Annotated in this window: 20 protein-coding genes; 1 reads left to right on the top strand and 19 read right to left on the bottom strand. The window is 34.5% G+C overall.

Annotated features, from left to right (window positions below; genetic code table 11):
• Window positions 1–87: 87 nt before the first annotated feature.
• The 11 genes from ACWG42_RS06470 to ACWG42_RS06420 form a co-directional block, all read right to left on the bottom strand.
• Window positions 88–255, bottom strand: coding sequence for a hypothetical protein (locus ACWG42_RS06470; protein ID WP_455790980.1), 168 nt, complete (start codon window positions 253–255; stop codon window positions 88–90).
• 10 nt (window positions 256–265) lie between these two features.
• Complete coding sequence (locus tag ACWG42_RS06465) at window positions 266–2,515, bottom strand: bifunctional diguanylate cyclase/phosphodiesterase (protein WP_455790978.1); 2,250 nt, start codon at window positions 2,513–2,515, stop codon at window positions 266–268.
• A gap of 169 nt (window positions 2,516–2,684) precedes the next feature.
• Window positions 2,685–3,884: a coenzyme F420-0:L-glutamate ligase gene (locus ACWG42_RS06460; RefSeq protein ID WP_455790976.1), complete on the bottom strand. Its 1,200-nt coding sequence runs from the start codon at window positions 3,882–3,884 to the stop codon at window positions 2,685–2,687.
• Window positions 3,885–3,951: 67 nt separating this feature from the next.
• Window positions 3,952–4,437 carry a metallophosphoesterase family protein gene (locus ACWG42_RS06455; RefSeq protein WP_455790975.1) on the bottom strand — a complete coding sequence of 162 codons (486 nt, stop codon included), beginning with the start codon at window positions 4,435–4,437 and terminating at the stop codon, window positions 3,952–3,954.
• Between the two features lie 72 nt (window positions 4,438–4,509).
• The gene (locus ACWG42_RS06450) at window positions 4,510–5,478 is read right to left on the bottom strand and encodes a GerMN domain-containing protein (RefSeq protein ID WP_455790973.1); all 969 of its coding nucleotides are present in this window, start codon (window positions 5,476–5,478) and stop codon (window positions 4,510–4,512) included.
• A gap of 67 nt (window positions 5,479–5,545) precedes the next feature.
• Window positions 5,546–6,640 (bottom strand): M15 family metallopeptidase, encoded by a 1,095-nt coding sequence (locus tag ACWG42_RS06445; protein ID WP_455790971.1) that lies wholly within the window; start codon window positions 6,638–6,640, stop codon window positions 5,546–5,548.
• 46 nt (window positions 6,641–6,686) lie between these two features.
• Entirely contained in the window at window positions 6,687–7,139 is a 453-nt protein-coding gene (locus ACWG42_RS06440) for a hypothetical protein (protein WP_455790969.1), read from the bottom strand.
• An 88-nt stretch (window positions 7,140–7,227) separates the two neighbouring features.
• Entirely contained in the window at window positions 7,228–7,455 is a 228-nt protein-coding gene (locus tag ACWG42_RS06435; RefSeq protein ID WP_455790968.1) for a response regulator transcription factor, read from the bottom strand.
• A gap of 29 nt (window positions 7,456–7,484) precedes the next feature.
• Entirely contained in the window at window positions 7,485–9,251 is a 1,767-nt protein-coding gene (gene uvrC / locus ACWG42_RS06430; protein ID WP_455790966.1) for an excinuclease ABC subunit UvrC, read from the bottom strand.
• Window positions 9,252–9,255: 4 nt separating this feature from the next.
• Window positions 9,256–11,571 (bottom strand): endonuclease MutS2, encoded by a 2,316-nt coding sequence (locus tag ACWG42_RS06425; RefSeq protein WP_455790964.1) that lies wholly within the window; start codon window positions 11,569–11,571, stop codon window positions 9,256–9,258.
• Between the two features lie 2 nt (window positions 11,572–11,573).
• Window positions 11,574–12,227, bottom strand: coding sequence for a CvpA family protein (locus ACWG42_RS06420; protein WP_455790962.1), 654 nt, complete (start codon window positions 12,225–12,227; stop codon window positions 11,574–11,576).
• A 143-nt stretch (window positions 12,228–12,370) separates the two neighbouring features.
• On the opposite strand from ACWG42_RS06420, the gene rnhC reads away from it, so the two are divergent.
• Complete coding sequence (rnhC, locus tag ACWG42_RS06415; RefSeq protein WP_455790960.1) at window positions 12,371–13,249, top strand: ribonuclease HIII; 879 nt, start codon at window positions 12,371–12,373, stop codon at window positions 13,247–13,249.
• 44 nt (window positions 13,250–13,293) lie between these two features.
• On the opposite strand, the gene ACWG42_RS06410 is transcribed toward rnhC, so the two are convergent.
• The 8 genes from ACWG42_RS06410 to ACWG42_RS06375 all read right to left on the bottom strand — a co-directional run bounded on the left by ACWG42_RS06410 (window position 13,294) and on the right by ACWG42_RS06375 (window position 20,881).
• Window positions 13,294–14,451: a DUF349 domain-containing protein gene (locus ACWG42_RS06410; RefSeq protein ID WP_455790958.1), complete on the bottom strand. Its 1,158-nt coding sequence runs from the start codon at window positions 14,449–14,451 to the stop codon at window positions 13,294–13,296.
• A 159-nt stretch (window positions 14,452–14,610) separates the two neighbouring features.
• Complete coding sequence (locus ACWG42_RS06405; RefSeq protein WP_455790956.1) at window positions 14,611–15,096, bottom strand: deoxycytidylate deaminase; 486 nt, start codon at window positions 15,094–15,096, stop codon at window positions 14,611–14,613.
• A gap of 5 nt (window positions 15,097–15,101) precedes the next feature.
• Window positions 15,102–16,346: a rhomboid family intramembrane serine protease gene (locus tag ACWG42_RS06400; protein ID WP_455790955.1), complete on the bottom strand. Its 1,245-nt coding sequence runs from the start codon at window positions 16,344–16,346 to the stop codon at window positions 15,102–15,104.
• 10 nt (window positions 16,347–16,356) lie between these two features.
• Entirely contained in the window at window positions 16,357–17,268 is a 912-nt protein-coding gene (locus ACWG42_RS06395; protein ID WP_455790953.1) for an RluA family pseudouridine synthase, read from the bottom strand.
• Complete coding sequence (gene lspA, locus ACWG42_RS06390) at window positions 17,256–17,732, bottom strand: signal peptidase II (protein ID WP_455790951.1); 477 nt, start codon at window positions 17,730–17,732, stop codon at window positions 17,256–17,258. The genes ACWG42_RS06395 and lspA overlap by 13 nt, the downstream gene beginning before the upstream one ends.
• A 321-nt stretch (window positions 17,733–18,053) precedes the next feature.
• The gene (locus ACWG42_RS06385) at window positions 18,054–19,289 is read right to left on the bottom strand and encodes a DUF2812 domain-containing protein (protein ID WP_455790949.1); all 1,236 of its coding nucleotides are present in this window, start codon (window positions 19,287–19,289) and stop codon (window positions 18,054–18,056) included.
• Between the two features lie 33 nt (window positions 19,290–19,322).
• A complete protein-coding gene (locus ACWG42_RS06380; protein ID WP_455790947.1) occupies window positions 19,323–20,567 on the bottom strand; it encodes a DUF2812 domain-containing protein in 1,245 nt (414 codons plus the stop codon).
• The gene (locus ACWG42_RS06375; RefSeq protein WP_455790945.1) at window positions 20,564–20,881 is read right to left on the bottom strand and encodes a PadR family transcriptional regulator; all 318 of its coding nucleotides are present in this window, start codon (window positions 20,879–20,881) and stop codon (window positions 20,564–20,566) included. The genes ACWG42_RS06380 and ACWG42_RS06375 overlap by 4 nt, the downstream gene beginning before the upstream one ends.
• Window positions 20,882–21,085: the final 204 nt, after the last annotated feature.

The following is a 21,085-nucleotide window of genomic DNA, read 5'->3' as shown; positions in this document are numbered from 1 at the left end:
AAGTTCTAGTATAAACAAAACCACTTTGTTATCTTGTCGAGATATGCTAAAAAAATAAAAGAATTGCTTTCTTTTTCGTCAAACATTTTAAGAACGTTGTTCTATAAAAACATCATATAAATTGGGATACAAATGATGTATCTTACAATAACGTAAATATAGAATTACATACTCTTCCATACATTCCATATCTTTTACTTCTTGTAATGTTTTTCTATGATACGTTAACCATTCTTGAAAAGATAAAAAAAACATACAGCTCACCTCACGTTACAGTGTATGCTGTATGTTCTTGTTTTTGTTCATTTAAGATTGCTTCTAAATCAGGAATTGGCATTGGACGATAGAAGTAAAATCCTTGTGCAACATGACATTTCACACGTTTCAAGAATTGTAATTGTTCTAGATTTTCTATTCCTTCTGCCACCGTTTCAATGTGTAACATATCAATCAACTGGCATAAACCAGCCACAATGATATTGCTCTTTCTCTTGGTTTCCTCTGTATGTTGAAAGAACACTTGATCTAATTTGATAACATCAATTGGTACTTCTTTTAACATATTCAAAGAAGAATACCCACTACCAAAATCATCCATTGAAATTTTAAAGCCATACCCTTTCAATTCATCGATAATAGCTAATAAATCATTTGGGTTTTCTAACATTGTGCTTTCTGTAATCTCTAATTCTAAATATTCAGGTGCTAAATGATTGCTCTCTATAATTTCATGCAACCGTTTCGCAAATCCTTTTGAGAACATATAACTCTTTGATATATTCACCGAAATTGTAATCATTCTCTTGTGTTCATTTTGCCATCTTTTCAGTGTTCTACACACTTTGTGGAACACATAAAAGTCAAGTTTATGAAGCGCTCCATTACGTTCGAATAAAGGAATAAACTCCCCTGGAGGTATCAATCCTCGAATTGGATCACGCCATCGCACCAGTGCTTCTGCCGCAACGATTTCAAACGTATTTACATTCACCTTTGGTTGTAAGTACACAACAAATTCTCCATCATTGATAGCTTTATCCAAACGTTCCAACATATACTTCTCATTTAATACTTGTTGGTACATCTCATCATTGTAGAAAGAAATGTGATCTTCATGATTCTTTTTGATATAGTTTTTAGCGTATACTGCCTTATCTAGGCAATTCATAATATTAGTTTCTCCACTCTCCATGATGTACACACCAAAACATAGTTGGAACTTAATTCCTTGCTGTTCATATTCAGTTTCGAATATCATAATAATATTGGAATACATTTGATTGATACGTTTGGTAATCACCGCTTCATCATTATCTTCCCAATACACTACAAAACGATCATCACTGATACGTGCACAACGCTCATTACTACCACAATACAAATTCACACAGCGCATAATATTCTTGAGTAGGTTATCCCCCATCTCATATCCGTGAATTTTATTGAACATTTTAAAATCTTCAATATCGAGTTCTATTAAAGATCCAATATTGGTATCTTTTTTTAGTTTTACAATGGATTCTACATCCATTTTAAATTTATTAAAGTTATCATATCCAGTTAACGTATCTTTGAATAGTACTTTTTGCATTTTCTTATTGTTACGATGCCAAGAAACATAGATATAGAATAAAAGAATCATAAATACTAAAATAATAATTACCCATGTGAGTACTGCCATTTGTGTAAAAGACATGATTTGTGCAGACACAACACTCGCTGGAACAACAGAAACAACCACCCAATCATTGATTCCTAATACTCCATATGCCATAAAATACTTATTGTTGTCATCGTGATAGGAAACAACGCCTTCATTATGGGCACGATCAATCTTACGGTATTCTTCATCATACATCAATTCATCTAAATTGTTATATGTATTTGTATCCTCATTGTTTCGCAATACGACAGTACCTTTGGAATCTACAAGCATTGAATAGCCTTGACCATCAAAGCTTGTCACCAATAAATTATCCGCAACACCCTTTGTTGTCTTCACCATAAAAATAACAGCACGAATGGTATCATCTTGATAAACAGGCGTTGCATAGGCATTGATCAGGGCTTTATCTTCTCCAATTAAGTCATTCAATACAGCAGATACATTTCGTTCTCCCTTGATTGCCTTTTGGAAATATTCTCGCTCACTAATATTCAACGTAACTCCATCCGTTGTATAACAATCTCCATTTAGATCTGCAATCCCCATACGTTTATAACCATTTTTACCTGCAACGGTTGCTAGCTTATCCACGATGTTCTTTTTATCATTCAAGTTTTCATATTTGATATACTCCGCAAAAGAATCTAACAATTCTAGATTGCTATGCATTTTATTACGAATGGTAATCGCGTTCTTATTAGAAACTTCTTTTAAGGTTGTCGTAATTTCAGAAGTAATATTTTTGTTTAAATAGCTCATGTAAGTTGTAGCAACAGAAATAAGGAGCAATAAACACACTGCACCTATGATAATCGATTGTATGATTGTACGATAATCCTTTCTGCGCATAAGTAAAAGGCTCCTCTACCCTGATGGTCCCATATGATATGATGCTTCCCGACCACATATCTCTTTCCTATAAGTATAGCAACTATTCCTAGCAAAAACAAGGTGTTTAATAAAGAATTATATATTTAATTCCAAAAGTATATACTTTTAAAAAGAAAAAGGGTAATGATTACCCTTTACTTGTTGTATAATTGTCAAAATACCCTTGTACTAATACGACTGGAGTACCTTTATCCCCAGATCCACTAGTTAAATCACAAAGTGATCCAATCAAATCTGTCAACCTTCTAGGAGTCGTACCTTGAGACGCCATATTCCCTACAAGACTACCATCTTTATCTTTGATTTTTTCTTCAATTGCTTTCTTTAACTCTTCACCTGTTAAATTAGCGAAGTCGTTATCTGCTAGATATTTTAATTTCAATTCATTTGGTGTTCCTTCAAGACCTGCAGTATAAGCTGGTGAAACACATGGATCTGCAAGTTCCCAAATCTTACCAACAGGATCTTTGAAAGCTCCATCTCCATACACCATAACTTCTACATGCTTTCCAGTTTTCTTCAAAATCTGTGCTTGAATATCTTCTACTAACCCATTGCATTCTCTTGGGAATAGTTTTACGGTATCTTCTGTAGATTTATTAGAACCTAACAAACCATATGCTTCATTACACCCAGAACCATCGATACTATTGGTCATGATATCATCAAGACCACATACTTTTTCAGCACCGTTTTCTTTTAAAATACGTTTTGTACGAACACGTGTATGAATATCACAAGTCAAAACGTTCTTTGTATAATCCAAAATCATTTTTGGATTATTCGCAAAAATAATTTCTACTTCCGCTCCACATTCGCGAATTATATCACCATAGTATGCAACATAATCAACGCCTGTGAACTCATGTTTGTTTTCTCCAAACAATTCACGATATTTATCAAGGCTTAATACGTCTGAGTAAGGATTGATACCAGCTTCATCTAATTTATCAATCGATACTAATTCATTACCAACCTCATCACTTGGATAACTAAGCATCAAAACGATTTTCTTTGCACCTTTTGCAATCCCACGTAAACAAATAGCAAAACGATTGCGGCTAAGAATTGGGAACATAACCCCGATAGTTTCTCCACCTAATTTTGCCTTCACATCGCTCGCAATCGCATCTACAGACGCATAGTTCCCTTGGGATCTAGCAACAATACTTTCTGTAATTGCAATAACATCACGATCACGTAGATCAAAGCTTTCACTAGCTGCAGCATCAATCACACTTTCTACTACAATACTAGCAAGGTCATCACCCTCACGGATGATAGGACAACGAACTCCTCTTGATACAGTACCAATTTTTCTTTCCATAATTACAACACCTTTCTTTTATGCTTCTTCATAAGAAAAACCGTAATCGAATACGGTTTTCATATTATTACCAGAAAAACTTACTCTTTTTCTGCGGTAAAAACACAAATTCCACATCAACGTTTTTATCCTCCAAATTCAAAATGGCATAGGATGGACCTCGTCCATCTCGACTTCTCCATAACGATCCTGGATTCAAAACATGAACGCCCTCACAGATTTCATAGAATGCAACATGTGTATGTCCAAAACAAACAATATCACATTGTAATTCTTTCGCCTTTTGTGCCATACTCTCTACTCTATGAGAATATACAAATTGATGCGAATGAACCACATAAATTCTATGTCCACCTAATTCGAGAATGCGCTCTTGAGGGTAATCAAAAAACATATCATTATTACCACTCACGCTCACTAATTGAGGAAACGTCGATGGTGCGGTTTCAATATCACCACAGTGAATATAGGCATCAGCGTTTGGATACTTTTGTAATACATCCGCCAATACTTCATCTTTCCCATGACTGTCACTTACAACGATTATTTTCATCTTACCACCAGTATTATAATACCAAAAAATGAAGCGTATGAAAAGCATTTTCTTATTATGAAAAAATTTACATTAAAATGTCACTTCGTTATACATCAGTTCATATTTCGAAACAGCTTCTGCCTTTTGGCTTTTTGGTGTTACCACAACACCATCTACACGTACTTCTACACGCTGAATTCCCTCAAGAGTCGCAAGTGATAACACCAACGTATCGTACACATTTTGTTTCACACTGGCATCACTGGATAAAATGTTCTTATTCAATTCTACATACAACGTTCCATCTTGCATTTTAAAATCTTTTACTTCGATATCATCTGCGTACAATGGTTGTAATAGTTCACTAGAAGCACTGATATCCGTGATGATTGAATTCACATGCGCACTCAAAGAATCTCCACTTACTTGAATACGCCGGCTTCTTGGGACAAGATATTCATTACCTTCAATTTTCTTCGTTGCGAAGACAGTAATGGAAGTAGAATCATGAAGACTACTTGCGCTCGTTTCAAAATGATTGATACCAATACTTCGATTCAATACCTCTGGTATGGGTGTGTTTGCCACTGGCATACTTGTCAGTGGTTGATCGTTTTGAAATAGTTTTACTTGTTCAATGTCATGAAACTGTGTACTTCCCCAAGTAATTGCCTCTAACACCCTAAGCTCATCTTCTGCCTTATAGTTTTTAAAGCTATCATCCAAGTACAAAGAAGCAATCCCCTTTTGAACGATTACTCGTTGTAGTGTACACTCCTTTTGAAAGAGTGGCAAAAAACCCTTCACGCTTTGTTTCCCACTCATATAAGAAAACATAAGCTGTAGTTTTTCATCTTCGCTTAATTCTTCGCTTACAGGTATGGATAAAGGAATTAAAGTACGATCTTCATCTTTTAAGTAAATTTGCATATGTGTACCTTCTTTTTGCGTACTCACAACACGAACACTATCCTGCGAAGAAGAAAAGTGAATGGAAAGATACGTAATCAACGCAATACAACCAAATAAAAAAGCAATCTGTTTTTTAAACTTATACATATTGTCACCTCTACCAAACTTTATGCCAGAAGGAAAAGAAAAAGAACAAATCTAAAGACTTGCTCTTCTATTCATATTTACCAAAATTCACTTCACTTAAAACCAAGTTTTTATCATGAATCTCTTTTGCCATCTCACGCCCTACATAACGAAGCGTGTATGGCTGATAGTACTTCCCACTTGTATCTTCTTCATCTTTTGGATAACGAAGGATGAATCCATACTTATACGCATTATCTTTCAACCATATTTCTTGTTCACGTTCTTGTTCACTTACATTTTCAGGTGTTTCCTCATTTGTATCCACTTCCCCATCCGTCTGTGTCTCATCTGTTTTATTACCATTTACTTCTGGTTTCATTTCATTTGGTAATAACTGAATAGTGTATCCCAATTGGTATTCACTATGTCCTGGATAATCCCAATACATAGTTAATTCTTTTCCTTTATAGACTTCTTGTGCAATATCATACAAGTTTACTTGATCTTCATAAGAAAGATAACCCGCAACAATGCTCATATTACCACAAGATATCCCATTGATATCTTCTGCAGCTGTACATAATTGTTGTAATGGTGTAAGCACTTCTTCCTTAATTAAAACATCGTTTGCCCCATTCACAATACTTCTATGTGGTAATGTCCCAACAGAAACTAGATTACTAGGTTCATATGTATATACAGTTTGCTTGTTCCCAATCAATGTGTACATATAGGAAGGATTTGGCATCAACAATGTCCCTTCTTGGTATTGGTCTCCCTCATCATAGAAACGAATTAAAGAGTTAAAGGAATAGTTTGTGATCGTTTCTTTTAGTGAAGAATAACTTAACTGATTTTTATACTTATTGATAAAACGAACAATAAAATCTTTGGTTATATTTTCATTTTGTGAATGATATGCTTTGTCATACCATAATGTATTGGCTATATCAAACCCTTCAATTTCAATATAGGGAAGAAACTCATCTGGTTCAATTTTCTGTGAAATTAACATATTAATACCATCAGTGTTCAAATACTTCAAAACAAGTGCGCGTTGTTTCTCACTTAGTTCATGAGGATAGCGTGCCAATTCATCATAGTGCTGATTCATAACGAAATAGCATAGAGAAAATAGCCCTACTAATGCAATCACAAATAGACTACGTTTCACTTTCATACTCAACACCTCGCTTATCATTATAGCATACAACTCTATTGTAAGACTATCCTGCTTTTCCATCATTTTTGTAAGATTTTTTCATATAAAGATAAAGTATGAACTGATGCTTTGTATATCGTAATCTTACAAAGCAAGCATCATCTCTCTTATGATTCAATGGAACCTTAGATAATGAACCTAACCCAACCCCTCGAAATATTAACTCTTTATTCCCTATCAAGCAATGATACTCATGATTCCCCTTAGGGTGCCTAGAAAATCGTAATATAGCTAGCATAAGATCTTGAACTTCAATTTCATTCATCTGTTTCAAATAATAGCGATGATGCATCTTCAATAACGCATAGATATCTTCCTTTGTATATAACATATCCACTTGTAAACGAGCTGAAACATTTTTATAAATACGTTGTACTTCATATATATGATGTAACAGAAAACGTCGTTGTACACGATTGACATGCAATTCATAACGAATACATCTAACTTTTTTCATATAGACCTCCTCAATTATGTATATACGAGAAAAAGGTCTAAAAATCCTAAATAAAAACTCATTTTTTTCAAAATGAGCTCTTATACATTCAATCCAATGATAATTCTTCCAATCTTAACAGTTCCACAACTGCTTGCGCTCTTCCCTTCACTCCCAATTTCAACATGACATTGGAAATATGATTTCGAACTGTTTTATCCGATATATTCATTCGTTTTGCGATTTCTTTTGTACTATAATTGGCAATTAGAAGTTCAAACACTTCTTTTTCCCTTTGTGTTAGTATCTTTTGCGTAGCACTTACCCCCCTATACATTTCCTACCTATCTTATCTTATGCTCTACCTTAATTTTGGTCTGTGTTATGCAGGATATTGTATATATTTTGTGCAACTTTTTCTGGAACAACTTCTTTTATTTCATCGATGTTGGCTTCTTTTAGTCGTTTTAAGGATTTAAAATGTTTCCAAATTTCTTTTTTACGTACTTCACCAATACCTTCTACTTCATCTAATATGGATTTTGTCATTGCTTTATTTCGCAATCGACGATGAAAACTAATCGCATAACGGTGCACTTCATCTTGCATTTGCGTTAATAAGAAGAACAGTGAGCTATCACGAGCAACAGGTAAGATATTTCCATGTACATCCATCAAATTACTCGTACGATGATGATCATCCTTCACCAATCCACAAATGCATAAGGAAACATCCAGCGCATCTATAATTTCTTTTGCGGCTTCAATCTGCAACTGTCCACCATCCACAATAAGTAAATCAGGAAACTTCGCACGTTCTTTTAGGAGTCGAACATACCGTCGATAGACCACTTCTTTCATAGAATCCAAGTCACTAATATATTCACCAAGCTTATACACCCGATAATCTTGTTTACTTGCTTCTCCATCTTTGTATACAACCATACCAGAAACATTAAAAGTTCCTGAGATATGAGAGTTATCAAAAAGTTCAATTCGATGAATCTCTCGTTGAAGAAGACTACACAACTGTGCCATTCCCTCTTCTCTACGATTCACCTTACGCTCTACTAATTCAAATTTTTGTTCATGTGCATTTTTCGCATTATGTAATACCATCTCAACTAGTTTTAGCTTATCTCCACGAATCGGTTGTGAAATCTTCGTATCTAAGATTTCTTCTAGATGTTCAATGGAATACTCTTTTGGAATTAAAATTTCTTGTGGCAATGGATTGGATGCGTAGTACTGTAATACAAAAGACACAAAAGCATCTTCTCCATCTTCATATAAAGGAGTAATGGATAAGGTTCGCTCCAATAACTTCCCTCCACGAACAAAGAACCCTTGAATTGAAATATATCCTTTGTCTATATAATACCCAAACACATCTCGATCTTTACGATCTTTAAAATCGATTTGTTGACGCGCTGTCACATGTTGAATGGCTTGAATTAAATCTAACTTTTCTTTTGCTTTTTCAAACGCAAGTTCTTCACTTGCTTGTTCCATTTCGCTTTTTAATTCTTGTAGTAACTCTTTTGCATCCCCCTTCAAGAACTTACGAATTCCCGCAGCCATATCCGTATATGTTTTAGGATCAATGTCATATACACAAGGAGCCAAACATTGTCCCATATGATAATATAAGCATTCTTTCTTGGGAAGTTTTTTACACTTACGAAGAGGATAAATACGATTTAGTAACTTTACTGTATCATACGCTGCAGAACTATCGGGAAAAGGACCAAAGTATTCAGCTTTGCGATCATTTGTATTGCGTACGACTTTTAGAATCGGTGCTTTCTCCTTTGATAATTTCAAGTAAGGATAAGTTTTATCATCCATAAACATGATATTAAAAGGTGGAGTATGTTTCTTAATTAAGTTGATTTCTAATAGGAGTGCTTCTTTCTCACTACCCGTCACGATATACTCAAAATCATCGATGTTACTAACAAGGCGGGTAGTCTTAAAATCATGTGCGCCAACAAAGTATTGACGTACACGATTCTTTAATTTTTTTGCCTTTCCAACGTAAATGATTTCTCCTTGTTTGTCTTTCATCAAATAACAACCAGGGAGTGGCGGTAAAATGGCAAGCTTATCTTCTATTTTTGCCATATTGGCCATATCATCACTTCCCTTTCTGTTTCAAAGTCACAACAGTAGCACCTAAGCCACCTTCTCCTTGACCACCCATCACAAAACTCTCCACTCTTGGATTGCGTTTTAAATAGTCATGGACTCCTTTACGAAGAGCTCCTGTACCAACACCATGAATCAAACGCATAGTGTAAGCTTTACATAAAATGGCATCATCCAAATACTTATCAATGACTGGAAGAGCTTCTCCTACACGCATGCCAATGACATTGCATTCCAAAGAAATGCTCTTTACACTCTTTGACGTATATTCTTTCTTCGATTTTTTCTGTACTTGACGTTTGGCATGCGTGATATCTTTGCTTGTCACATTCATTTTCATCCCATTCGCAAGAACACATACTTTATCTTTATTGATGGATAAAATCTCTCCATAATAATGATATTGTTTGATTAACACATAATCCTTTACAGAGAACACTTCATCACTTTCTTCATCTACTTCCTCATCTTGTTGCATACCCTTTAATCGAGTTTTCAAATCTGTAACTTCATGAGGCTTTGTTTCTTCATTGATTGCCTTAAAAGAATCTAAGATATCTTGCGCTTCTTCTTTGGTTTGATCTAATAGTTTTTCAGCTTCTAGTTTTGCCTGTTGAAGAATATGCGCCTTTTCATTCTCCAGTTTTCGTTTTTCTTTTTCTAAGCTTTCTTGTAATGCTTTAATATCCGCCAAACGCTCACTCATCTGATCTTTGACTTGTTGATTTTCTAATAAAGTCGCTTCTAATTTATCCATCGCCTGATCTGCCGCAGAACGTGATTCTTCTTTTAATTGATTTGCTTTTTCTAAAACACTTTCTTTTAATCCATAACGTCGTGCTATTTCAAAGGCATTGGATTGTCCACTTACTCCTTCTATATAACGATAAGTAGGACGCATATGTTCCATATCGAATTCTACACTCGATAATAAAATATCTTCATTTTTAGAACCATAATGTTTTAAGGCAGAATAATGGGTTGTCGCAATGATCATCGCACCTGATTTACGAAGATCATCCAAAATTGCCACTGCAAGTGGTTCTCCCTCTCTAGGATCTGTCCCACTTCCTAACTCATCCAATAAAACAATGGAATTGCGACTTGCACGTTTACAAATATTCGCAAGTTTTGAAATGTGCGAAGAAAACGTAGATAGAGATTCTTGAATAGATTGATCATCTCCAATATCTACATAAATGGAATCAAACAATGGCACAAGTGCTTTTTCTGCCGCAACAGGCATTCCACATAGTGTCATTTCCACAAATAACCCAATGGTTTTTAAGGTAACGGTTTTACCTCCAGTGTTTGAACCAGTGATTAAAAGATTATGGTATGGCGCTTTTATTTCATAGGTATTACGTACAACACTTTCTTGTTTAATTAAGGGATGTCGTGCTTGTTCTATGTAGAGATGGTGATCTTTCGTATTCAGCTTTGCGACACACCCATCCACTTCTTTTGCCCATAAAGCCTTCGCAAAGATTTCATCCAAAAGCGCAAAGGTATCTAAATTTCCAAGGAGTTCATAACCAACACCTTTCACTTCTTGACTTAACATATATAAAATACGTTCAATTTCTTCTTGTTCCTGACTACGTAAACTTTGTAGCTTATTATTTAAAATAATCAAACTTCTTGGTTCTACATAAGCGGTTTGTCCAGAGGCACTCTCTCCATGAATCAAACCATCCACACTATTCTTTTCACTTATTTTTACTAGAATACAAGTTCTACTATTACGTATCGTTGTAATAGTATCCATTAATTTTGAAGAATTCTTAGAGATTACGCGTTGTACCTCATGTGAAATATCACTGTTACACGTTAAAATACTTCTTCGCAGAGTTCGAAGTTCACTACTCGCATTATCTAGAACTTCCTGATTCACAGAAATACAAGCTTCAATGTGGCTCGCTACTCCTCTATGATCACTAAACGAATCTATCAATTCTTTCAGATAAGGAGTTTCCAATTCACTTGCCTTAAAGTATTTGGACACATGTTCGCATGCACGAATCCCATCCGCGATATCACGTAAATCAGCTGCGCTTAACATACGATCTTTCATGGCATCTTGAATACTACCACCGATATCATGAACTCCACCAAATGGTAGATTTCCATAACGCACAACCAAATCAAACGCTTCTTTTACTCTTCTTAGTTCTCTCTCTACCCAAAGCGCATCAAAATGGGGCTGTAATTGTCGAATTCTCTGTTTTCCCAAGGAAAAAGAGCAGTGCTTTAAAAACTGTTCTTTTACAATATTTAATTCTAACGATTCTATTTCTATTTTCATAATTATTCGCTTCGCAGCATAGAAACAATTTGTGCTGCGTTCTCCTCACTCACATTTTGTTTAAGAAGCCAATCGTAATAGCGATTGATTTCTTCTTGTGTAAAAGTCTTATCACTTTGTAACGCTTCATCCAACTCATTTAAATCTATGTAAAAGAAAACAAGTTTAGACACAGGTTCACAATAGCGTAAATACGATTGTGAAACTAGTGTGTTTCCCAATTCCCATCCTGGAAAGCGCATCACAAAACTTAACAAGAACAGGATTAACAATGCTTGTAGTCCTCCTAACAAACACCCTGCCAATCGATTGATGGTAGATATTACAGGGATATTTTGTAGAACCTTGATGGCTGGACGAACAAGCAATAAAAGAACATATAAGAATACAAACAAAATAACAAATACAGTAAAACGATTCAAGTTATTGTAAAGTACATTCTCCACACTCGCAATGCCAAGTTGTGGTATGCTCTCTTTTGGATAAAGAGAAAACATTTCCGATAATGGTTGGGATAAATACCAAGTCACAAAACCTAAGACAAAAAAAGAAAAGATGCTTAACAGTTTTAATAAAAATCCTTGTCGATATCCACTGAACATAAAGAATACCACTAGGACAACAATCACCATATTCATTAGTGTCACAGCATTCATATACACAACATCCTTCCTTTATTCAAACATTCCTTCATTATTTTACCATATTTACTAATAAAATAAATGAGAATGCATAAACTTCATAGCCATTCCCTTGTATTATATGGTAAAATAACTGCAGTTATGAGGAGGAAATTGGAATGTCCACAAAAACAGTTACTATGAGTACACAAGAAATGTATGCTTTAAAAGCTTCCCTACACAATGCCAGCGTACGTAAAACACCTCCTTATGCCCTTTACCAAGTAAAGACAAGCGATTGTGTCATCACCGCCTATGAATCTGGAAAGGTAGTATTCCAAGGAGAAGGTGCAGATTTTTATGGCAGTGCCCATCAAGATTCTTCTACACCATCCACCCAAAAGACAACGACGAAAAACGTATACCCACAATGCGGAAGCGATGAAGTGGGTACTGGAGATTACTTTGGTCCAGTTACCGTTTGTGCTTGTTGCGTCAAGGAAGAAGATGTGAACTTTTTAAAAGAATTAAAAATACAAGACTCCAAAGCTATTCAAGATGACTATATCATGGATATCGCTCCATTGTTAATGGAACGCTTAACCTATTCCCTATTAATTCTAGATAACGCAACCTACAACCGCATTCACCCAACCAATAATATGGTTGCGATCAAATCCAAACTACATAATCAAGCGTATGTCCATTTACAAAAGAAACTAGGAAGCCTTCCTTCATTCTGTATTATTGATCAATTTGTACAGAAGACTTCCTATTATCGCTACCTATCCCAAGAAAAAGAAATCGTAAAAGATATTCACTTTGAAACCAAAGCAGAAAATAAGTATCTTTCGGTTGCTTGTGGTTCTGTCATTGCTCGTTATGCATTCTTAAAGGCAATGGAAGATATGAATCAACGTTATGATTTTACCTTCTTAAAAGGGGCAGGCGCAAAGGTAGATGAAAACATTCGCGCATTCGTAGAACGTTTTGGAAAAGAAGAATTACAAGCCGTTGCGAAAGTACATTTCGCAAATACAACAAAAGCATTTTTATAAGAAAAGGATTTCGTGCATGAAACATGCGTACGAAATCCCTTTTTTTAGTTCCCTTGTAATGTTTTTTCAATATCCGCAAGTTGTTCTTCTAATTCCTTTATGAAATCTTCTTTATCTGCGATTTGATCTTCCATTTCTTCAATTGCTCTTTCCCCTAATAAACCAACCATCTCATTTTCCATATATTTAATTTGACGCTTTTGTGTTTGAATCAGTTCTAATTTACGTGCTCGAGCATCTAACATCTTTTGACGCCACTGTGCATGTTTTTGATCATTGAACTCTTTTAAACCCGCAAAATACGCATCCATTAAAGAACGGAATTCTTGCCAAGCTTGATCTTCTTTATCTTTTCCACAAGAACCAATTGTTTTCCATTCTACTTGTAAGTTCTTCATTGTAGAAGTATGTTCTTTGGTATATTCTTTTCCTTCTACAATACCCTTTGCTTGAACGATTAACCCCTTCTTTTGTTCATACTTTTCATCTTGCTCACTACGAACACTTGCATAGTACTGTTCTCTTTTCTCATAAAAGACTTGGCGATGTTCTTGAAATTCATTCCATAAACGATCATCATGTTCTCTACCAGCATTGCCTGCTTGTTTCCAACGTTCCATTAGATTACGATATTGTTCACTCGTCTCTTTCCAATCTTCACTATTCTTCAAAGCTTGCGCTTCTTGAATTAAATCTTGTTTTGTAGAACGAGCTTCTTCAAACTTCACTTTTCTATTTTCCCAATCTTCACGCTTACGATCATAGAAGGTTTGTCTAGCAGCTTGAAACGCATCCCATAACGTATCATCGCTATCTTTACCAGCACTTCCTGTTGCCTTCCATTGTTGCATAAGTTCATTCATTTCATCACTTGTCGCATTCCAATCAGTAGAAGTCGATAGTTTCACAGCGCGATCCACCAACTCTTGTTTTAATTGTTGATTGTTTTGATATCCCTCATTACGCTTTGCATAAAAGGTATCCAAACATGCATCAAATTCTTGTTCCAAGGATTCCTCAAACGCAGATTCACCATAAGGTATTCTTTTCCATTTTCTTTTTAAATCGGATATTTGATGAAACACTTCATTCCATGAAGCATCTTCTGGAATCTTCTTTGCCTCTTCTACTAATGCTTGTTTTTGCTCAATCGTATCCTCCATATCGAATACTTCTAATTCATCATCATATGCATTGTACATACATTTACCTCCTCAATGATTTCCATTGCCCTAAATGCTTACCTTTATATTCTAACGTAAAACAACAAAAATTCCTAGTATACATCCTTGAAATTATGCTTCTTCTACTTTCTTATGAGTAAACAAACCATCTCATAGAAAAAAGAGTGCCCTGCACTCTTATACGTTTTCTTTACGAACAACACTTAATTCAATTGTATATGGAATTTGCACGAGTTCAACTCCTGCCGCTCTTAACATACGTTTACTTGCTATGGTTCCATCAGTACTTGCATATTTATCAGATTCGTATACAATTCTTGAAATCCCACTTTGAATGATTGCTTTCGCACATTCATTACAAGGAAACAAGGATACATATATACTACATCCTTTTAAATTTTGAATACTATTTAATATAGCATTTAATTCTGCGTGTACTACATATGGATATTTTGTATCCGCAAATTCCCCTTCGCGATCCCATGGAAAATCATCATCATCACAGCCATTAGGAAATCCATTATACCCAATGCCTACCACACGATGTTCCTTGCTAACAATCACAGCACCCACTTGAGTACTAGGGTCTTTACTACGTCTTGAGCTTAAATGTGCCAACCCCATAAAATACTCATCCCAATTCAATACGTCTTTTCTCTTCATGTTCTCTACTCCATTCTATATTGCTTATTATAGCACTTTTGTAAATAATCTGCGTATTTATTTAATGCAGTATTACGATAAATATTTACGATAGATGCATCGAATTCTTTATCTAAAGGTTCAATGGTTGTAGTTTTCATACCTAAATAAGTGACTCCTACCAATAGGATTAAGGAAGCACTCATCACATGTTTTTTTAATTGCGCAATTTTTTCTGAGTTTGAATATAGTATTCCTAATACAACGCCACATACAAATCCACCTAAATATGCATGGTAAGAAAGTCCTGGCAACAAAATCAAAATACTTCCAAAGATTGCTAAACGAAGAAAGGACAGCTTAACAAATGGATGTTTCATCGTGCCCTTTAAGACAAGCACGATGAAATACGCACCCAACAATCCAAACACACCATCTCCCATACCAAGGGCTAAAGCATTTGCTTCTGCTACCAATAAAAACAAATTACCAACAACAATGGAAAGAAGCAGTATGGAAATAAACTGCCATCTTTTGAAACAATGTTCGCATGCTTTTCCAATCGAATACAACACAAACATATTGATCGCAAGAATGATGGGATCTTGATGTAAGAAGCCAGCACTTAATAATCGGAAATATTCATAAGCAGCTACAATATTCATTTTATAAAATGCACCAAACGCCACAAGTGTAGACATTTCATCTTGAATATAAAAACTAAACGCATAGGATGCTAACGATAAGAGAACACAGATTGCCATGACAACATATGTGGTTTTAGGTCTTGTTCTAGCTTGTAATTTCTCATAGAATTTCACTTGCCGTTTGTGTTGCACTTCTTCGATTTCTTTGGTGATACTCACAATTTCTTTTTCATAATCATCACTCTCATGAACGATAGAATCTAATTCATGAAAGGTGCTTAAGATACTTTCATCAGAGACTCCATTAGGAGTAACTTTGATTTGCGTTAAGAATGTATTTTCAATTGGTGTACATTCTGGATTCGTATTAAATATCATAATCGGTCCTTCTCGTTGAATCAAATCCAAGATGGAACGATGGGCATTACGAATATATTCACTATCAGCTAAGGTGCTATCATTTGATTTTGAAGAAATACGAATAACGGGATACTTTGTCTGTTGCGCATTCATGAGCCAAATATCTTCCTTGTGTTGTTGCACACGAATTACTTGGTATTCATGTTTTGTCACAAGATAATCAATCACTTGGTACGCAAACATATCATATTTATTGAAATCCACAAAATCACCTCTATTCTTGTCTTAACTCCTTCAACAGTTCTTCAAACTGTTCAGGTAAAGGGGCATTTACAGTTACCTCTTCTTCTGTTACAGGATGTACAAATGTAAGTTGATGCGCATGTAACATTTGTCCTCCGGTTTTCAATGTTTTACGATAACTATACTTCTCATCTCCAACTACAGGATGTCCAATGTACTTCATATGTACACGAATTTGATGTGTTCTACCTGTTTCCAAGCGACATTCTACTAGCGTATATTCTTTGAATCGCTCTATCACTTTGAAATGTGTACGAGCATCTTTTGAGTTATCTCCAGTCACCGTCATCTTTTGACGATCTTTTACATCTCTTCCAATAGGCGCATCAATCGTTCCAAATTCATGTTCAATTACACCATGTACCAATGCATAATACAAACGATTAACCGTCTTTGTTTGTAATTGCTTAGATAATGATGTATGTGCCTTGTCATTCTTTGCGACAATCAATAACCCTGTTGTATCTTTATCAATACGATGTACAATCCCAGGACGTAACACCCCATTGATACCAGATAAATCCTTACAATGGTACAACAATCCATTGACCAATGTACCACTTTGATTTCCATTTGCTGGATGTACAACAACTCCTCTTGGTTTGTTAATAACGATCACATCGTGATCTTCATAACAAATATTCAAATCCATCTCTTCTGGAATTGCTTCCATATCCATAAGATCTTCAAACTCTGCTGTTATTACATCCCCTGGTTTCACTTTATATTTTGCTTTACAAAGTTGTCCATTCACAAAAATAAGTTCATCGCTTAACAATTGTTGTACTCTACTTCTTGAAAGATCTTCTTCTTTTTCACTAATATACTTGTCGATACGATCCAGCGTATCTTCACTACTTACTACAATCTCTATTTCTCGCATTTATGATATCCTCCATATGATTCTAAAAATACTGATAAAACAACAATTGCGACTCCTATGCACAAGGACATGTCCGCAACGTTAAATACTGGGAAATCATAATTGAAAATAATGAAATCCAAAAAATCTCGTACATATTGAAACCAAAGACGATCGATAAAATTCCCTAAAGATCCCGCAATCATTAACACAACACCGAGTTTACTCAAACCGTCCGCTTCTTCACTATTGCGATAAAAATAAACCATCGCAATTACAAATACAATCGTAATAATGTAGAAGAAGACCATCTTTCCTTCAAACAAACTCCAAGCAGCTCCTGTATTATGTACATTGGTAATCTTAAAAAATCCTGCAATTACATCAAAACTTTCTCCAAGTGCCATATTGGCATTAATTACAATCTTGCTAATTTGATCCACAATCAAAACCGCAAGAATAAGTAGTATATGTTTTAGTTTCATTCGCACTCACCTTTTATCTATTCTACACATATTCTCTCTTTTATATTACTAGAAACGTAAGATTATGTACCACCTTACCACATGTGTGAAACAATTATAACAAAAAAAACCGCCTATGGCGATTTAATCTTACTTTTTATAGTAGAACTTGGTAATTAGGAAAGTTATAAATTAAGGAGGATGAACATTACGTTCATTCTATTGTATGTTCTTTATAAAAAGTCGGAGGTTTTTGTTAACCTGAATATAGTGTAACATAAGAGAAATAAAGTTTCAATAGTTTTTCATTATTTCGTTGTTTATTTTCTGAAAAGTTTTACATTAAGATTGTATACGTTCAAAGATAACATCGAATTGTTGTTGTGTAAATGATTCATACTCACTTACACGAAACATCAGGAAGGTATCCTCATGTTGTATCAAAACCCAATAATCCATCGTATATATTGTATACTCCCCTAATCGTTCTTCCTGTTGCACATCATTCGTTGTAATCGCATGTACTATGAAATTCTTCCATATAGTATCCTTCACATGAATGACATCATATTCATAAGTCTCTTCTAAACCTTTACAATAAGAATATGACTCATCTTTCATAAATACAGAATCTTCTATATCTACATCGAATCGTATACTTTCATCCAAATTGAAATATGCATTCGGTATCACACTTTCTACACCCTGTTTTTCCGCAGTTGTTTCATAGATGTTTGCAGTTGTATACTCTATGACTTGAACACTTGATACTAGAAGTATCGATGCAACAATGAGAGATGCTACTATCGCAATATAATTCTTCTTACAAAGTTTAGAAATAGCTTTATAAAAGAGTATAATTAGACAAACACTCAACAACAAACAAAGAAAGAACCAATACAATTGCATACTCATATTCCAAATCATCAAATTCAAAATCAAGAGTACAAATAATAGTATTTGTAAGCTAGAGCGAATTTTAATCCTCCAAAGAGAATATTTCTTTTTCTCATGAATCATCCATCGTATTACGGGATATGCAAAACTCAAAAAGAATGAAGCATATAAAAGATATGTTAAAAATCTAAAAACATTACTCATACTTGTCCAATAGAACACTTCTTTATAGCTATCATTGAATATATCTATAAGTGGAATCGTAAGCCATAACAATCCAAGACATAAGCATAATCCCGCATATTTTAAAGAAGCTTTTTTCATTTCTTTCTTTGTTTCTATACTTTGTTCTCGTATTGGCATATCAATCGGTACATCAGAAACAAAGATTTGCATAGGACCATTGCTCACTAAGAAAACATAGCCATACTCTTCTATAAATGAGCGATACTTTAAAACTTCTTCATTTGCAATATCTGGATACCATACATCATAATTTGATATAAAATCTACATAGAAGTAGTATTCTTTAGGTATACACTCTTCAAAGGTCATGCTTGTTCTTGGAGTAGGCGATATGTTGTTTAACATCCAGCCTTCTTTTGCCATTTCCTTTAAATACTCTTCTAGTGTTTTATATTCAAACAAAAAGAAATATAAGTACTTTTTCTTTGTGTTCATACAACACCCTCCTCTCACTCTCTACAAGCGCATTTACATCGCATCAATCTGATCAAATATATAATCTAATTGCAGTGATGAAAATTCTTTATACTGATCAGCGGAAAAAGAAATATAAGTTCCTTGATCCCTAACAAGTACGTAATATTCTTGAACATATACTTTATATTTTCCAATTTCTCTTTCTGATATTAAATCTTTAGTTGTCAATAATTGCATAATTAGTTTGTGCAATGGTGTATTTTTTACAGTTACAATTTGATAACTAAAATATTCATCTTCATTTTCACTATAGGAGTAATCAACTTCTTTTAAAAACTCACTATTTTGAGTCCTTATATCAACTGTTTGATTTTCCTCCCATTCAAGATAATCATATGGTATTACGCTTTTTCCTTCTGTTAGTATATATTCAGAATTATTAAGCATAGAATTTTGAACACTTTTCTCTATGAGTTTATTCCCCCCCATAATCATTCCTACAACCAGCAACGCAATGATCGCTATGCGTTTGTAAGTCTTATCAAAACGCTTTGCAGTATACGTTATACTCATGTTAATAATACTAACCGCAAGGATAATGTATAAAAGTATTAACGCAAACGAAAGATTAAATAAACCACCTAGCATAAGAACGATTATGCACAATACCGATACATATTGTAAATACGTACGAAGTTGTATTCTCCATAAGCTATATCGTTTCTTTTCATGAATAATCCAAGCAAATACTGGAAAAGAAAAACTGATATACAACAATCCTAAGACACAACGGCTTACATCTAAAACTAAAGTTGCATTATCTGCCCAAACATACGCATCCTGATATTTCCCATTTAAGAAACTTGAAATCCCCATAAATATCCATAGGATACCAAAAATCATCCACATTCCAACTTCTTTTATTGATATTTTGCGCAGCTCTTTTTTCGTTTCCGCGCTTTGTTCACGAATTGGAATATCCATCTTTTCTTCACTCATAAACAATTGTAGTGGCCCTTGATTTAGGATAAATGTATATCCATACTCCTCAACCAATGCACGATATTTAAACACTTCTTTATTTTCTACTTGAGGAAACCAGAAGCTATAATTGGATATAAAATCTAAATGAAAATAATATTTCTTTGGTGTACAAGACACAAACGTTAATATCTTCATGAGACCACCTGAGATACGTTCGATCATCCAGCCTTCTTCTGCCATATTCTCCAAATACTCTTGTAGTGCTTGGTGTTCATATAAAAAGAAATTTAAAGTTTTTCTCTTTGTTTTCATAACAACGCCTCCATCCAAGGTTTCCCTTCTTCCATCATATCCTTTAATCGTTTGTACTCTTCTAAAAGCATACCTTTTCCTTTATCTGTAATCTCATAGGTTCTCTTTCTACCATCTACTTGTGTTTCCACTATCATCTTTTCACTTTCAAACTTAGATAACATGGTATACAGCGTTCCAGGTACCAAACGTACTCTTCCTTTCGTAATATCTAAAACAAATTCAGTTATCTCGATACCACATCGAGGAGTTAACAAAGCTACCAAAGTGTAGTACATAGGTTCCGTTAACGTATCTAATTGTTTCCTTGGCACAATCTCACTCCTCTCTAATATCGTTAAACGATATTACCTCTATCTATACTATAATATCGTTTAACGATATTGTCAATATAGAAATAAAAAAGATGTCCTGAAGGACATTCCGAAAGATTAAATTTCGCCTGTAGATATAGTATACTATCTATAGGTGATTTTTTTGATTAAAGACTCTTCTGTTTTCGCTAAAAAAGAACTTGC

Source organism: Amedibacillus sp. YH-ame10 (assembly GCF_053848885.1).
Note: the sequence above shows the minus strand (reverse complement) of the source record. Positions and strands in the feature narration are given on the sequence as shown.

What these genes read in the sequence shown, in the direction of transcription:
- ACWG42_RS06385 (WP_455790949.1), bottom strand. Translation starts at nt 19,289, where the DNA reads ATGAACACAAAGAAAAAGTACTTATATTTCTTTTTGTTTGAATATAAA.
- uvrC (WP_455790966.1), bottom strand. Translation starts at nt 9,251, where the DNA reads ATGGCCAATATGGCAAAAATAGAAGATAAGCTTGCCATTTTACCGCCA.
- ACWG42_RS06435 (WP_455790968.1), bottom strand. Translation starts at nt 7,455, where the DNA reads ATGTATAGGGGGGTAAGTGCTACGCAAAAGATACTAACACAAAGGGAA.
- ACWG42_RS06445 (WP_455790971.1), bottom strand. Translation starts at nt 6,640, where the DNA reads ATGAAAGTGAAACGTAGTCTATTTGTGATTGCATTAGTAGGGCTATTT.
- ACWG42_RS06470 (WP_455790980.1), bottom strand. Translation starts at nt 255, where the DNA reads ATGTTTTTTTTATCTTTTCAAGAATGGTTAACGTATCATAGAAAAACA.
- rnhC (WP_455790960.1), top strand. Translation starts at nt 12,371, where the DNA reads ATGTCCACAAAAACAGTTACTATGAGTACACAAGAAATGTATGCTTTA.
- lspA (WP_455790951.1), bottom strand. Translation starts at nt 17,732, where the DNA reads ATGAAACTAAAACATATACTACTTATTCTTGCGGTTTTGATTGTGGAT.
- ACWG42_RS06420 (WP_455790962.1), bottom strand. Translation starts at nt 12,227, where the DNA reads ATGAATGCTGTGACACTAATGAATATGGTGATTGTTGTCCTAGTGGTA.
- ACWG42_RS06410 (WP_455790958.1), bottom strand. Translation starts at nt 14,451, where the DNA reads ATGTACAATGCATATGATGATGAATTAGAAGTATTCGATATGGAGGAT.
- ACWG42_RS06465 (WP_455790978.1), bottom strand. Translation starts at nt 2,515, where the DNA reads ATGCGCAGAAAGGATTATCGTACAATCATACAATCGATTATCATAGGT.
- ACWG42_RS06395 (WP_455790953.1), bottom strand. Translation starts at nt 17,268, where the DNA reads ATGCGAGAAATAGAGATTGTAGTAAGTAGTGAAGATACGCTGGATCGT.
- ACWG42_RS06380 (WP_455790947.1), bottom strand. Translation starts at nt 20,567, where the DNA reads ATGAAAACAAAGAGAAAAACTTTAAATTTCTTTTTATATGAACACCAA.
- ACWG42_RS06425 (WP_455790964.1), bottom strand. Translation starts at nt 11,571, where the DNA reads ATGAAAATAGAAATAGAATCGTTAGAATTAAATATTGTAAAAGAACAG.
- ACWG42_RS06450 (WP_455790973.1), bottom strand. Translation starts at nt 5,478, where the DNA reads ATGTATAAGTTTAAAAAACAGATTGCTTTTTTATTTGGTTGTATTGCG.
- ACWG42_RS06455 (WP_455790975.1), bottom strand. Translation starts at nt 4,437, where the DNA reads ATGAAAATAATCGTTGTAAGTGACAGTCATGGGAAAGATGAAGTATTG.
- ACWG42_RS06405 (WP_455790956.1), bottom strand. Translation starts at nt 15,096, where the DNA reads ATGAAGAGAAAAGACGTATTGAATTGGGATGAGTATTTTATGGGGTTG.
- ACWG42_RS06440 (WP_455790969.1), bottom strand. Translation starts at nt 7,139, where the DNA reads ATGAAAAAAGTTAGATGTATTCGTTATGAATTGCATGTCAATCGTGTA.
- ACWG42_RS06460 (WP_455790976.1), bottom strand. Translation starts at nt 3,884, where the DNA reads ATGGAAAGAAAAATTGGTACTGTATCAAGAGGAGTTCGTTGTCCTATC.